The following is a 12,083-nucleotide window of genomic DNA, read 5'->3' on the forward strand; positions in this document are numbered from 1 at the left end:
GCGCCTTCTTTCGTGCACTATCCGTCATTCGGCAATCCGATGGCATATCGACGACATCGAACATGACGACGATCGACATCCGCGCCGCAACGCCCGTCGACGCACCGGCCATCGCCGAAATTCACGTCGCATCGTGGCGCGCCACCTACCCAGGCATCGTGCCTGCCTCGTACCTCGCCGGCCTGTCGGTCGAACAGCGCACCACCGTCTGGCGCGACGTGTTCGACGCCGGACGGCCACATGTCGCACTCGCGTTCACGGAAGGCGAACCGAGGGGCTGGATCACCTATGGTCCGACGCGCGACACCGACAAGGATTCCACCTGGGGCGAAATCGGAGCGATCTATCTGCATCCGTCGCATTGCGGCCAGGGAATCGGTGCCGCGCTGGTCGCCCATGCGCGCCGATCGCTGCATGACGCGGGGCATGAGTGGGTGTCTCTGTGGGTGCTCGTCGAAAACCGGCGCGCGAAAGCGTTCTACGAACGCGAAGGTTTCGTCGCCGAGCGCGATGCCAAGACGTTCGAGATCGACGGTGTGCCGATCAAGGAAATCCGCTATTGGCGCGCGCTTCCTTAGCGACGCCTTCAGTTCCTTTCCCGTCGGATTGCCGCCGCCTCGCGGCGAAGTCACGCGTCACGCCGTCACAGAAACCACCGATACTCCCGCGCTCCGATCTCGTTGCGAAAATCCAGCTCCTCCTGCCGCTTGTTCTCGCAATACACCATCACGAACTCGCTGCCGAGCCCTTCACGCACGATCGCGTGATCCTGCATCGCCGCGACGGCCGACAGCATCTCCTTCGGAAAATCGATTCCGCTGCCGCGATCGTCATTGAGCGGCGCGATCGGTTCGAGCCGTGCGTCGAGCCCGTGCTCCATCCCGCTGAGGATCGCCGCGAGCACGAGGTACGGATTCGCGTCCGCGCTTGCGAGCCGATGCTCGATGCGCAGATTCCGCGCATCCGATTCCGGAATCCGGATGCACGCATCGCGATCCTCGAAGCCCCAACTTGCACGACTCGCCGCATTCACCATCGATCCATAGCGCCGGAACGCATTGTGATTCGGCGCGAACACCGGCATGCAGTGCGGCAGCAGCGCGAGGCAGCCAGCCACCGCATGCCGCAGCGGCCGCTGCCCGTCCGCCGCGAGCAGGTTGCGGCCTGCGTCGTCGTACAGGCTCACGTGAACGTGCATCCCGCTGCCCGGCGCATGCAGATACGGCTTGCCCATGAAGCTCGCGCGATAGCCATGCTGCAACGCGACGCCGCGCGTGCTGCGGCAGAACAGCGCCGACCAGTCGGCCGCGCGCAACGCGTCGTCGGTATGGCCGAAGTTGATCTCGAACTGGCCCGGCCCGAGCTCGGCCGTGATCACTGTCGCGTCGACGCCCTGCTCGCACGCGGCCTCGACCATCTCGTGCAGCACGTCGGAAAACCGCGACAGGCGTTCGATGTGCATGTTCGGCTGGTCGTCGCGGTCGTCGCTCAGGCGATCGCGCGGATACTGCGGCATCCCGTTGGCGAGCTGCGCGGCGAACAGGTAGAACTCGAGCTCGAACGCGACGACCGGCCGGATGCCGCGCGCCGCGAACCGCCGCAGCACGCGCGCCAGCACTTCGCGCGGTTCGAACTCGATCGGCGCATCCGTGCCGTCGGAGCTGATCAGCATCTGCGCGAGCGGCTGCCGCTCCCAGCGCACCAGCTTCAGCGTGCCGGGAATCAGGCGTCGCGGCGCGTCCGGATCGCCGTCGTTGAAGCAGTAATCGCCGATCTTGTAGAGGCCGCCCTGCGTGCCGAGCAGCACGCAGTTCTGCGGCAGCTTCAGCAGCGAACCCGACGCGACCTTCTCGAGCGCATCGATCGGATAACGCTTGCCGTAGAAATGGCCCGGCAGGTCGAGACAGATCAGGTCGACATAACGAATCTCGGGATGCGCCTGCCGGAATGCGCGGATTTCATCGACCAGCACGGGAACGACGTCAGCCATGTCTCATCCTTTCCATGTCTTGTATGGCGGTGCCGCGACGCGGCGAACCGGACTCATCGGCACGCGGCACGTCACATGCCAGCTGTCGATCAGTACTGCAAACCGGCGGAACGGCACGACGCCCCCTCGGGCCGCCGCCGTAAAGCTCAGGTAAACACCCAGATCACGCGCGCGGGCGCATCGCCCAGGTTCGCGTACCGAAACCGCTTGTGCGCGGGAAGCTGAAATGCGTCGTTCGGGCCGAGCGTGACGGGTGTGTCGTCGCCATCGATCCAGATCGTCAGTTCTCCTTCGAGCACGAATCCACCCTGCTCGTCGCTGTCGTCGACGGAGCGCTCGCCGCTACTCGCGCCGGGCGCAAGATGGCTCTCCAGGATCGAGAACCGCGAACGCATGTTCGGCGACACGAGGATGTCCGTGATGCCGGCCGCGTAATACACGGTGCGCCGCTCGTCGGGCCGCGTGACCCACGGCACGCTGCGCGGTTTGCTGAGACTGTAGAAATACGTGGTCGGCACGCCGAGCGCCTCGCCGATCGCGGTGAGATCAGCGACCGTCGGGCGCGACAGCCCGCGCTCGACCTGCGACAGAAAACCGACCGAGCGGCCGATCCGTTCCGCGAGATCGTTGAGCGTGACCTTGCGATGCTTGCGCAGATCGCGGATCAGGATCGCCAGACTTTCTATCTCTTCCTGTTCGTTCATGATGGATTCCGGGTGCGTCAGACGGTATCGCGCAAACGGTACCAGGCCTTGCCGATCGCTTCCAGCGGCGCGGCCAGGCGGCCGCCGCCGGGGAAGCGCGGGTTGCGGATGCGCTGGTACTGCGCAAGCAGGCGATCGTCGCCGAGCACGGCATCGGCGACCGCGCGCGCGCCGGCGAGCGTCGGCAGCACGCCGTGTCCCGAGAAGCCCTGCAGCCAGAAACGCTGGCCGCGACGGCCGATGTCCGGCGTGCGTCGCATGCTGATGTCGATGTGACCGCCCCACGCGTAGTCGAGCGGCACGCCGGCCAGTTGCGGGAACACGCGCTCGAGGTGCGGGCGCGTCGCGGCCGCGATGTCGGCCGGAATCCCGCCGAGATACGTGCAGCCGCCGCCGAACAGCAGGCGGTTGTCGGGGCTCAGGCGGAAGTAGTCGGGCACGAACTGGTTGTCGATCACGCAACTGTTGCGCGGCAGCAGCGAGCGGGCGACCTCCAGCGCGAGCGGCACGGTCGCGACCTGGTACGTGCCGACCGGCAGCAACCGGCGCGACAGTTCGGAATCGAGCCGGTCGACATATGCGTTGCATGCGAGCACCAGCACGTCCGCGCGCACTTCGCCGTGCGCGGTGCGGGCGACGTGGCCGCCGGCCGTCTCGCGACAGTCGAGCACGCGGCTTTGCTCGAAGATGCGGCCGCCCGCCCGTTCGATCGTCCGCGCCAGACCGAGCGCGAGCTTCAGCGGATTCAGATGGCCGGCCTCGGGATCATGGAGCGCGGCCAGATAGCGCGCGCTGCCGATCCACTCGGGCATCTCGTCCTGCCCGATCACGCGCAGGCGGTCGTAGCCCCAGCGCTGCGCCGCCTCGTCGCGCGCCTGCGCGAGCATCGCGACGCGACGCGGCCGCACCGCGGCCCACAGGCTGCCGGGCCGGTAGTCTATGTCGAAGCCGTGCCGCGCGGGCAGCTCGCGCACTTCGGCCGCGGCCCAGCGCATGCTGTCCCACAGCACGCGCGCGCCGTCGCGGCCGAGCGATTCCTCGAGCGGCTGCATGTCGCACGACCAGCCGAGCAGCGCCTGCCCGCCGTTGCGGCCCGATGCGGCCCACGCGACGCGGCTCGCCTCGAGCACGACCACGCGCTTGCCCGCGAGCGCGAGGCGCAATGCCGTATGCAGCCCGCTGAAGCCCGCGCCGACGACCAGCACGTCTGCGTCGATGCGTTCGTCCAGTTCGGGCCGCTGCGGAATCGGCGCCGGGTAGGTGCCGGCGTAGTAGCTTGCGACGTGACGGTCGGACTGCACAAACATGCGGACTCCCGTGAAATTCTCGCCGGATAATTTCATGAAAAATTAGCATGGCAATTTCACGGAGGCAAGCGGGAGATTGAGGGCGCGCATCGTTGGATAAATGAAAGCCTTGCCGAGTGCCGGCATGACGATTGCGCCGGTCATCGGTATCTTTCCCCATGCGCGGCCGGAGCCGACAATGCATACGGCGACGACCGACGACACCGCACCGATGCAAGGAGGCACCCCGCATGACGACACCGTTCAAACCGGGCGATCACGTCCGCTGGAATTCCGAAGCCGGTTACGTGAACGGCACGATCATCGCGATCCACACGCAGGATTTCGACTACAAGGGCCATCGCCACCGTGCGTCGCCCGACGATCCGCAGTACGAGATCAAGAGCGACCGCACCGACCACATCGCCGCGCATCGCGGCCGCGTACTCGAACGCATTGCCGACAAGGATGACGCGTGATGCTCCCGTTCTACACGATCGGCCATTCGAACCGCACGCTCGACGCGTTCGTCGGGATGCTCGGCGCGGCCGATATCACGCTGCTCGTCGATATCCGGAAAATGACGCGCTCTCGCACCAATCCGCAGTTCAACGAAGCGACGCTTCCCGCCGCGCTGGCCGCGGTCGACATTGCGTACGAGCACATCGCGGCGCTCGGCGGCCTGCGCGGCCAGTCGCGCGGCGTGCCCGACGAGATCAACGGCTTCTGGACGAACCGCAGCTTCCATCGCTACGCCGACTACGCGCTGTCGCCCGAGTTTCGAACGGGCCTCGACCGGCTGATTGCACAAGGGCGCCGGCAGCGCAGCGCGATCATGTGTTCGGAAGCCGTGTGGTGGCGCTGTCATCGGCGCATCGTTTCCGACTATCTGATCGCGCGCGGCGAAACGGTGCTGCACATCATGGGCCCGAATCGGCTGGAGCCCGCGCATCTCACGGCCGGCGCGGTGATCCAGGACGACGGGACGATCGTCTATCCAGACGTCGATGGCGATGCGCCAGCATAAGAAGCCGGCGTGCGGCCCGGCGCGTGACGCGACATCGATCGTGCGCGCGATGCTGTCACGGCATGAACGCGCGAAGGCGCGTCATGCCCGATGCAATGTCGACGTCGAGCGGCCGCGCCCGCTGCGCACCCGAGACGCGGCACGCGCGCCCCGCTTTGCGTCGTCGCGATCCTGCATTACCATCGAGCGTCCACCGCGCGTACTCGCGCGCCCCGCCACTTCCGCACGCCCGCATCGATGCTCGCCCTCATCATCATCGCCGGCCTGTGGGCCGGCCTGCAGAACGCCCTCGCAGGCGGCGGCTCGTTCGTCACGCTGCCCGCACTGATCGTGTCGGGGATGTCGCCGCTCGCGGCGAACATCACATCGACGGTCGCGCTGTTTCCCGGCCAGGTCACGACGGGCTGGGCGAGCCGGAACATGGTGCGCGGCGCGGGCAAGCTGTCGTTCCGCGCGCTGTTCGCGATCAGCGTGGTCGGCGGCGCGCTCGGCGGCCTGCTGCTGCTGAAAACCCCATCGTCGATCTTCTCGCACCTCGTCCCGTGGCTCGTGCTGTTCGCGACGGTCGTGTTCGCATGGGGCAGTTTCTTCCGCAAGGCCGGCGCCGGCACGCAACATATCGGCCCCGTCACCGCCGCGATCTCGCAATTCCTGATCGCGATCTACGGCGGCTACTTCGGCGGCGGCATCGGGTTCCTGATGATGGCTGCGCTGACGATGGCCGGCCTGGCGCCGCGTCACGCGATGTCGACGAAGAATGCGCTCGCGGGCGTGATGAACGCGTCGGCGGTCGTGCTGTTCCTGACCTCGCCGCACCTGCACTGGCGCGAAGCCATCGCGCTCGGCGGCGGCGCGATCGTCGGCGGTCTGCTCGGCGCGTGGGCGCTGCACCGCGTGAACGAGCGCGTGCTGCGGATCGCGATCGTCTGCATCGGCGCCGCGCTGACCGTCGGGCTGTTCGTCAAGCCGATCTGACGCACACGCACGGTCGGCCCGTCGAATTCGCAATGGATGGACAAGCGTGCGCGCGCTGCGCGATGGCGGCGTCACGGCCCGCCTCGATGTCGCGCGCACCTGCGGCGGCTTGCGCGCCCCGCGCTTCAATGCCTGCAGGCGCGAACGTTCAGCCGAACGGCCGCACGCCGATCAGCGGGCCATGCAGGAACAGCGCGAAGACGGCCCATACGACGAGCCCGGCGACGATCGTCACGACATCGCCCGACAGCCTGCCGGCCGGATAGCGGACGCCGTTGCGGCGATCGCGAGCGCGCCACACGACGAAATCGACCAGCGACCATACGAAGAATGCACCGAACAGCACGACCGCGTGCAGCGTGCCGTTCGCGAGCAGGTGCGCGACCGCCCACACCATCACGCCCGCCACCATCGGATGGCCGACGAGCATCTTGATGCGGTTGCGCGGCACGTAGGACGCGGCGATCAGCACGAATGCGATCGCGGTCAGCATCCCGGTGAGATGGCGAACGCCGACAGGCGACACCCACAGCAGCGTTCCGCCCTGGCGTGCGATCCCGTAACCCCAGATGATCAGCACGAAGCCGACGATCGACAGGAGCGCATAGGGGCCCTTCCAGCGTTTCTCGCCGATCTGCTCGATGGTCGCGGATCGCCAGCCGTCCGCGACGATCCGAATCGAATGCACACCGAGGAAGATCGCTAAACCGAGAATCAGGACGAGCATCGGCTATCTCCGTCTGGAACGATGAGTGGGGAATCATTCGCGCGGCTTTCGATGCGCCGTTCGCGAGGCTGGTAGCGAGACCGGCTCGGGTTGCGCCGGGCACGGACGCAATCGCGCCGATCATAAACGCCGGGGCTGCCGTTGTGAAGCAGGCGGAACATGCGGTGCGTCAACCCCGGCGCTTGCGCGCACCTCATGTGGATCGAAGGAAAGGAAAGAAAATATGCCGTCGTATGCCTGGCGCTACGTGCGCTTGCGCGTGGTTTCCGGTTTCGGTGCCGGCTTCGACTTCGGTCGCGCCTTGCGCTTCGGCGCACCGGCGAGCAGCGCGGCACGATACGCACCGCGACACCAGTCGAACAGCGCACCCGCGTCCTCGAGCACGTCGGCCGGCGTTTCGTAATAGCCCTCGAGTGCAACGGTGCGCGTGGGACGCTCATACGAGAACGGCCCCATCCCCGCCGCGACGAACGCGGGACGGTTCACGTCGTCGACACGCAGGAACAGCGACCCGCGCGACATGAAACCGAACATCACGCCGTCGAGCCGCATCGCGGCGCCGCTGAAGAACCGCACGACCTGCACGTTGCCAAGCGGCGCGAGCCGATACGCGATCTCCTCGCCGTGCACCTTTTCCGATTGCCAGCTCACGCGGCCTCCGTGCAGCGCTGCGTCCACGCGTCGAGCTCCGCGTCGTCGAAGCCGACGGCCGCCGCGCTCTCGCCGATCTGCCGCCACGTCGCACGATCGACCGGAATGCCGTCCGCGCCGCGCGCGGCACGGCTCGCCTCCTCCGGCTCGCCGGGCATCCGCACCGGCGCATCGCCTGCCTGCGGAGACCCCTTCGCCCATTCGACGAACGCATCGGCTTCACGCTTCGCATCGGCGGCGTCGAATGCATTCGGATCGATCAGCACCGACAGCATCCCGTTGACGATCGCGCTCGTCTTCTGCAGCGTGTCGCCGTAGGTCGTGTGCCCGCCGACCAGTGCGCCGCCGAAGATCTCGCACATTGTCGCCAGCGCATAACCCTTGTGCAGTCCGAACGGCAGCAGCGAACCGAACGGCTGCTCGTGCATGACGGCCGGATCGTCGGTCGGCTGGCCGCGATGATCGATCAGCGACCCGGCCGGCACGCGCTTGCCCTGGTTGTACGCCACTCGCGTCTTGCCGTACGCGATCGCGCTCGTCGCGAAATCGAGCAGCAGCGGCGGCCGGCCCACGCGCGGATACGCGGCGCAGAACGGATTCGTGCCGAAACGCGGATCAGTGCCGTGCAGCGGCGCGACGAGCAGGTCGCCCGGCACGTTGACGAAATGGAACGACGCAAGCCCGGAGCGCGCGCACTGTTCGGCCCAGTGCCCGATGCGGCCCAGGTGATGGACGTCGCGCAACCCGATCGCGCAGATGCCCATGCGCCGCGCGCGCTCGATCCCTTCGACCATCGCCTCGAACGCGATCACCTGGCCGAAGCCGCGCCCGCCATCGATCGTCAGCACCGCGCCGCCGTCGCGGACGATCGACGCGTGCCCGTTCAATTGCAGCTGCCCCTCCCGCCACGACGCGACGTAGTTCGGGATCATCCCGATCCCGTGCGAATCGTGACCCGCCAGATTCGCGCCGACCAGGTGATCGGCAACGAGCCGTGCCTCGCGCGCACTGCTGCCGGCCCGCTCCCAGAGTGCCGCGACGAATGCATGCAGCGGTTCGGCGCGCATGCGCAGCGGATCGGTATCGGAGATCGGCAGTGCGGTCATCGGCAAGGCTCCGTGAGGTCGGGGGGAATCCGGTTGAATCCGTTCGGGGCGGCCAGCGCGAACGCTCAGCGCGCGGACGCGATCACGTCCGCCACCGCGGCGGTCAGCTTCTTCGCGTACGGCACGTGCAGGAACTCGTTCGGGCCGTGCGCATTCGACTTCGGCCCGAGCACGCCGCACACCATGAACTGCGCGGACGGGAAACCGGCCTGCAGCACATTCATCAGCGGGATCGTGCCGCCGAGGCCCATGTACGCGCAGTCGGCGCCGAAGTGGCGGCGCGACGCGGCGTCGAGCGACGACGCGAGCCACGGCGCGAGGTCCGGCGCGCTCCAGCCGGTCGCGGCGCCCGCGTCCGGCTTGAACGTGACCTTCGCGTTGTACGGCGGATCGAGTTCGAGCAATTCCTTCAGCTGCTGCACGGCCTGCGCGGCGTCGACCAGCGGCGGCAGGCGCAGCGACAGCTTGAACGCGGTGCGCGGACGCAGCACGTTGCCCGCGTCGGCGAGCGCCGGCAGGCCGGCCGCGCCCGTTACGGACAGCGACGGACGCCACGTCGAATTCAGCAGCGCCTCGCGCGGATCGGTCGTGGTCGGCAGCACCGGCTTGCCGTCCGCGCCGCATGCCCACGGCAACCCCTTCCACACGGCGTCGCCGAGGATCGCGGCGGCCGCGTCGGCTTCGCGCACGCGGCTGTCGGGAATCTCGCAATGGAACACGCCCGGCAGCAAGTTGCCGTTCTTCGCATCTTCGAGACGTTCGAACAGCTGGCGCATCACACGGAAGCTCGACGGCGCGATGCCCCCGAAGACGCCGGAGTGAACGCCTTCCTCGAGCACCTCGACCTGCAAGTCGCCGGACACGAGCCCGCGCAGCGACGTCGTGAGCCACATCTGGTCGTAGTTGCCCGCACCCGAATCGAGGCACACGACGAGCGACACCTGGCCGAGCCGGTCGCGAAGCGCGTCGACGTACGGCAGCAGGTCGTAGCTGCCCGACTCCTCGCAGGTCTCGATCAGGCCGACGCAGCGCGGCCGTTCGACGCCCTGCTCGTCGAGCGCGCCGAGCGCCGCGAGGCTTGCGTAGATCGCATAGCCGTCGTCCGCGCCACCGCGGCCGTACAGCTTGCCGTTCTCGAATTTCGGCGTCCACGGGCCGAGATCCGCGCGCCAGCCGTCGAATTCGGGCTGCTTGTCGAGGTGGCCGTACAGCAGGATCGTGTCGGTGCTGCCCGAACGCGTCGCGGGCGTTTCGAAGAAGATCACCGGCGTGCGGCCGGGCAAGCGCACGATCTCGAGCTTCAAGCCCTTCACCGGCTGGCGTTCGGCCCACTGCGCGGCATCGGTGACGACGCGCTCGAGATACCCGCGCTTCGCCCAGTCGGGGTCGAATGCGGGACTCTTCGCGGGGATCGCGATGTAGTCGGTCAGTGCGTGGAGAATTTCATCGTTCCACTTGCGCTCGACGAAGGTAACGAGCTTGTCATGGTCGAGGACGGGGGTAGTGTCGACGGAGGTCATGGTGGGGTGCCTGGATAGGGCTGACGAAAAACCGGATGATACGCCGATGGTTCGCGCCCGTGGCCCTTTCGCCGGCCGTTTCCGGGCCATTCCGGGGCGCGTTCCGCCACCCTGCCCGAACGTGCCGCGCAACCCGCCCATCCCCTTCCCGCGCAAGATCCGATCGAGGATTCGCCGACAGCACGCATTTAACGCACTCGATAATCACCGACAAATTCGATCATGAACGAGCGCATTATTTACATCACACCATGATTTAACCGGTCGGTAAAAAAATCGATTATCCGCCACAAGCCGATTCGACCATTTTCTCGATTTTCCAGAACCCCGCCACACCCCCGCCAGCCTTGATGCTGCCTGGAATCGATCCCATACCGCCGCCTCGAGCTCCGGATTTCAATGACATCCATCAAAATTTAACTCATTAAATTTCAACGTTTACCATTACCTGAAATCATTAACGAGATAACATGGCGTCGTTCAATAAAACGGCGATCCATTCCGGAAAACGTCGAACCGGCGCCGGGCCGCGCCACCTCAACCGCATCACGTCCATTCAAGGAGCCTCGCATGTCCGATGCCAGCTCGTCCTCGTCCCGCTCCACCGCCGCGCCAGCCGCGACCGCCGCGCCGAAAATCGGCGTCATCCCCGCCACGCTGATGGTCGCGGGCAACATGATGGGCTCCGGCGTCTTCATGCTGCCCGCGAACCTCGCCGCCACCGGCGGCATCGCGATCTTCGGCTGGCTGATCACCGTCGTCGGCGCCGTGTCGCTCGCGTTGGTGTTCGCGAAGCTCGCGGCGATCGACCCGGCCGCCGGCGGCCCATACGCGTATGCGCGCAAGTCGTTCGGCCCGTATATCGGCTACCAGACCAACCTGATCTACTGGCTCGCGAACGTGCTCGGCAACGTCGGCCTCGCCGTCGCCGGCCTCGGCTATCTCACGCACTTCTTCCCGATGCTGCGCGACCCGCTGGTATTCGCGCTCGCGCAGATCTTCGTGATCTGGCTGTTCACCTACGCGAACATCCTCGGGCCGAACGTGGTCGGCCGTGTGCAGTCGGTCACGACGATCTTCGCGCTCGTGCCGATCCTCGGCATGGCCGTGTTCGGCTGGTTCTGGTTCAGCAAGGACGTGTACTTCGCCGGCTGGAACGTATCGGGCGCGAGCAGCTTCGGCGCGATCGGCGCGACGCTGAACTTCACGCTGTGGGCGTTCATCGGCGTCGAGAGCGCATCGGTGTCGGCCGGCGTGGTCGAGAACCCGTCGCGCAACGTGCCGATCGCGACCGTCGGCGGCGTCGTGCTCGCGGCCGTCTGCTACGTGCTCAGCTCGACCGTCATCATGGGAATGATTCCGAACAAGGCGCTGCTCGCGTCGAGCGCGCCGTTCGCGGATGCCGCGCGCCTCGCGCTCGGCGACACCGCCGCGAACGCAGTCGCGATCTGCGCGGCGCTCGGCTGCCTCGGCTCGCTCGCCGGCTGGACGCTGCTGGTCGGCCAGACCGCGAAGGCGGCGGCCGACGACGGCCTGTTCGCCGGCGTGTTCGCCCGCGTCAATTCGAAGAACGTGCCGTCGGCCGGCCTCGCGATCGTCGCGATCATCATGTCGGTGCAGGTGCTCGCGACGATGTCGCCGAGCGCGAGCGAGCAGTTCGGCAAGATCGCATCGATCGCCGTGATCATGACACTGCTGCCGTACATCTACTCGTGCATCGCGATCAAGGTGCTCGGCTACGGCAAGATGCCGTCGCACCAGTTCACCTTCTATACGATCGTCGGCCTGATCGGCGCCGTCTACGCGCTGTGGGCGATGGTCGGATCCGACGGCCAGCAGACGCGCTGGTCGCTGATCTTCGTGATCGCGACGATCGTGTTCTACGAGCTGTCAATCAACCGCCAGCGCGAAATCGAGGAAACCCATGTCCATCCGGGCGGCCGCTCGCCGCGCTGGGTGCGCTACCTCGCGCTCGGCGTCACCATCGTCGCGCTCGTCGCGACCTTCTGGATCTCCGTGGGCCGACACGAGGCCGACATCCTTCACGCACGCTCGCCGGCCGCGGGCGTCCAGGCAACCCAGCAAACGGGGGAATAA

At 67.0% G+C, this 12,083-nt stretch carries 13 protein-coding genes; 5 read left to right on the forward strand and 8 right to left on the reverse strand.

Annotation, left to right across the window (positions count from 1 at the left end; translation table 11 throughout):
- Positions 1-62 precede the first annotated feature (62 nt).
- Positions 63-578 (forward strand): GNAT family N-acetyltransferase, encoded by a 516-nt coding sequence (locus WI26_RS23600; RefSeq protein WP_069227368.1) that lies wholly within the window; start codon positions 63-65, stop codon positions 576-578.
- 65 nt (positions 579-643) lie between these two features.
- Here WI26_RS23600 and WI26_RS23605 read toward each other — a convergent pair whose 3' ends face one another.
- From WI26_RS23605 to WI26_RS23615, 3 genes are all read right to left on the reverse strand, one after another.
- Positions 644-1,990: a glutamine synthetase family protein gene (locus tag WI26_RS23605; protein ID WP_069227369.1), complete on the reverse strand. Its 1,347-nt coding sequence runs from the start codon at positions 1,988-1,990 to the stop codon at positions 644-646.
- A gap of 146 nt (positions 1,991-2,136) precedes the next feature.
- On the reverse strand, positions 2,137-2,694 hold the full coding sequence (locus WI26_RS23610; RefSeq protein ID WP_044847929.1) for a helix-turn-helix domain-containing protein: 558 nt from the start codon (positions 2,692-2,694) through the stop codon (positions 2,137-2,139).
- A gap of 17 nt (positions 2,695-2,711) precedes the next feature.
- Positions 2,712-4,001, reverse strand: a complete 1,290-nt coding sequence (locus WI26_RS23615) for an NAD(P)/FAD-dependent oxidoreductase (protein WP_069227370.1) — start codon at positions 3,999-4,001, stop codon at positions 2,712-2,714.
- Between the two features lie 230 nt (positions 4,002-4,231).
- On the opposite strand from WI26_RS23615, the gene WI26_RS23620 reads away from it, so the two are divergent.
- The 3 genes from WI26_RS23620 (at position 4,232) to WI26_RS23630 (ending at position 5,982) form a co-directional block, all read left to right on the forward strand.
- Positions 4,232-4,459, forward strand: a complete 228-nt coding sequence (locus tag WI26_RS23620) for a DUF2945 domain-containing protein (RefSeq protein WP_069227371.1) — start codon at positions 4,232-4,234, stop codon at positions 4,457-4,459.
- The gene (locus WI26_RS23625; RefSeq protein WP_069227372.1) at positions 4,456-5,007 is read left to right on the forward strand and encodes a DUF488 family protein; all 552 of its coding nucleotides are present in this window, start codon (positions 4,456-4,458) and stop codon (positions 5,005-5,007) included. Before WI26_RS23620 ends, WI26_RS23625 begins: the two co-directional genes overlap by 4 nt.
- Positions 5,008-5,244: 237 nt before the next feature.
- Positions 5,245-5,982: a sulfite exporter TauE/SafE family protein gene (locus tag WI26_RS23630; RefSeq protein WP_059538994.1), complete on the forward strand. Its 738-nt coding sequence runs from the start codon at positions 5,245-5,247 to the stop codon at positions 5,980-5,982.
- Positions 5,983-6,130: 148 nt separating this feature from the next.
- Here the strand turns inward: WI26_RS23630 and WI26_RS23635 are convergent, their stop codons facing one another.
- From WI26_RS23635 to WI26_RS32785, 5 genes are all read right to left on the reverse strand, one after another.
- Positions 6,131-6,709, reverse strand: coding sequence for an NnrU family protein (locus WI26_RS23635; protein ID WP_059538993.1), 579 nt, complete (start codon positions 6,707-6,709; stop codon positions 6,131-6,133).
- Between the two features lie 243 nt (positions 6,710-6,952).
- Positions 6,953-7,360 (reverse strand): TfoX/Sxy family protein, encoded by a 408-nt coding sequence (locus tag WI26_RS23640; RefSeq protein WP_069227848.1) that lies wholly within the window; start codon positions 7,358-7,360, stop codon positions 6,953-6,955.
- Entirely contained in the window at positions 7,357-8,466 is a 1,110-nt protein-coding gene (locus WI26_RS23645) for a malate/lactate/ureidoglycolate dehydrogenase (protein WP_069227373.1), read from the reverse strand. The genes WI26_RS23640 and WI26_RS23645 overlap by 4 nt, the downstream gene beginning before the upstream one ends.
- A gap of 65 nt (positions 8,467-8,531) precedes the next feature.
- Positions 8,532-9,986, reverse strand: a complete 1,455-nt coding sequence (locus tag WI26_RS23650) for a M20 family metallopeptidase (protein WP_059506616.1) — start codon at positions 9,984-9,986, stop codon at positions 8,532-8,534.
- Positions 9,987-10,417: 431 nt separating this feature from the next.
- On the reverse strand, positions 10,418-10,663 hold the full coding sequence (locus WI26_RS32785) for a hypothetical protein (RefSeq protein WP_167359247.1): 246 nt from the start codon (positions 10,661-10,663) through the stop codon (positions 10,418-10,420).
- On the opposite strand from WI26_RS32785, the gene adiC reads away from it, so the two are divergent.
- Complete coding sequence (gene adiC, locus WI26_RS23655) at positions 10,557-12,083, forward strand: arginine/agmatine antiporter (protein ID WP_059538991.1); 1,527 nt, start codon at positions 10,557-10,559, stop codon at positions 12,081-12,083. The two genes, WI26_RS32785 and adiC, sit on opposite strands and share 107 nt — an antisense overlap.

The sequence above is a fragment of the Burkholderia diffusa genome (assembly GCF_001718315.1).
GTDB lineage: Bacteria > Pseudomonadota > Gammaproteobacteria > Burkholderiales > Burkholderiaceae > Burkholderia > Burkholderia diffusa_B.

What these genes read in the sequence shown, in the direction of transcription:
- WI26_RS23600 (WP_069227368.1), top strand. Translation starts at nt 63, where the DNA reads ATGACGACGATCGACATCCGCGCCGCAACGCCCGTCGACGCACCGGCC.
- WI26_RS23605 (WP_069227369.1), bottom strand. Translation starts at nt 1,990, where the DNA reads ATGGCTGACGTCGTTCCCGTGCTGGTCGATGAAATCCGCGCATTCCGG.
- WI26_RS23610 (WP_044847929.1), bottom strand. Translation starts at nt 2,694, where the DNA reads ATGAACGAACAGGAAGAGATAGAAAGTCTGGCGATCCTGATCCGCGAT.
- WI26_RS23615 (WP_069227370.1), bottom strand. Translation starts at nt 4,001, where the DNA reads ATGTTTGTGCAGTCCGACCGTCACGTCGCAAGCTACTACGCCGGCACC.
- WI26_RS23620 (WP_069227371.1), top strand. Translation starts at nt 4,232, where the DNA reads ATGACGACACCGTTCAAACCGGGCGATCACGTCCGCTGGAATTCCGAA.
- WI26_RS23630 (WP_059538994.1), top strand. Translation starts at nt 5,245, where the DNA reads ATGCTCGCCCTCATCATCATCGCCGGCCTGTGGGCCGGCCTGCAGAAC.
- WI26_RS23635 (WP_059538993.1), bottom strand. Translation starts at nt 6,709, where the DNA reads ATGCTCGTCCTGATTCTCGGTTTAGCGATCTTCCTCGGTGTGCATTCG.
- WI26_RS23645 (WP_069227373.1), bottom strand. Translation starts at nt 8,466, where the DNA reads ATGACCGCACTGCCGATCTCCGATACCGATCCGCTGCGCATGCGCGCC.
- WI26_RS23650 (WP_059506616.1), bottom strand. Translation starts at nt 9,986, where the DNA reads ATGACCTCCGTCGACACTACCCCCGTCCTCGACCATGACAAGCTCGTT.
- adiC (WP_059538991.1), top strand. Translation starts at nt 10,557, where the DNA reads ATGTCCGATGCCAGCTCGTCCTCGTCCCGCTCCACCGCCGCGCCAGCC.
- WI26_RS32785 (WP_167359247.1), bottom strand. Translation starts at nt 10,663, where the DNA reads ATGTTGCCCGCGACCATCAGCGTGGCGGGGATGACGCCGATTTTCGGC.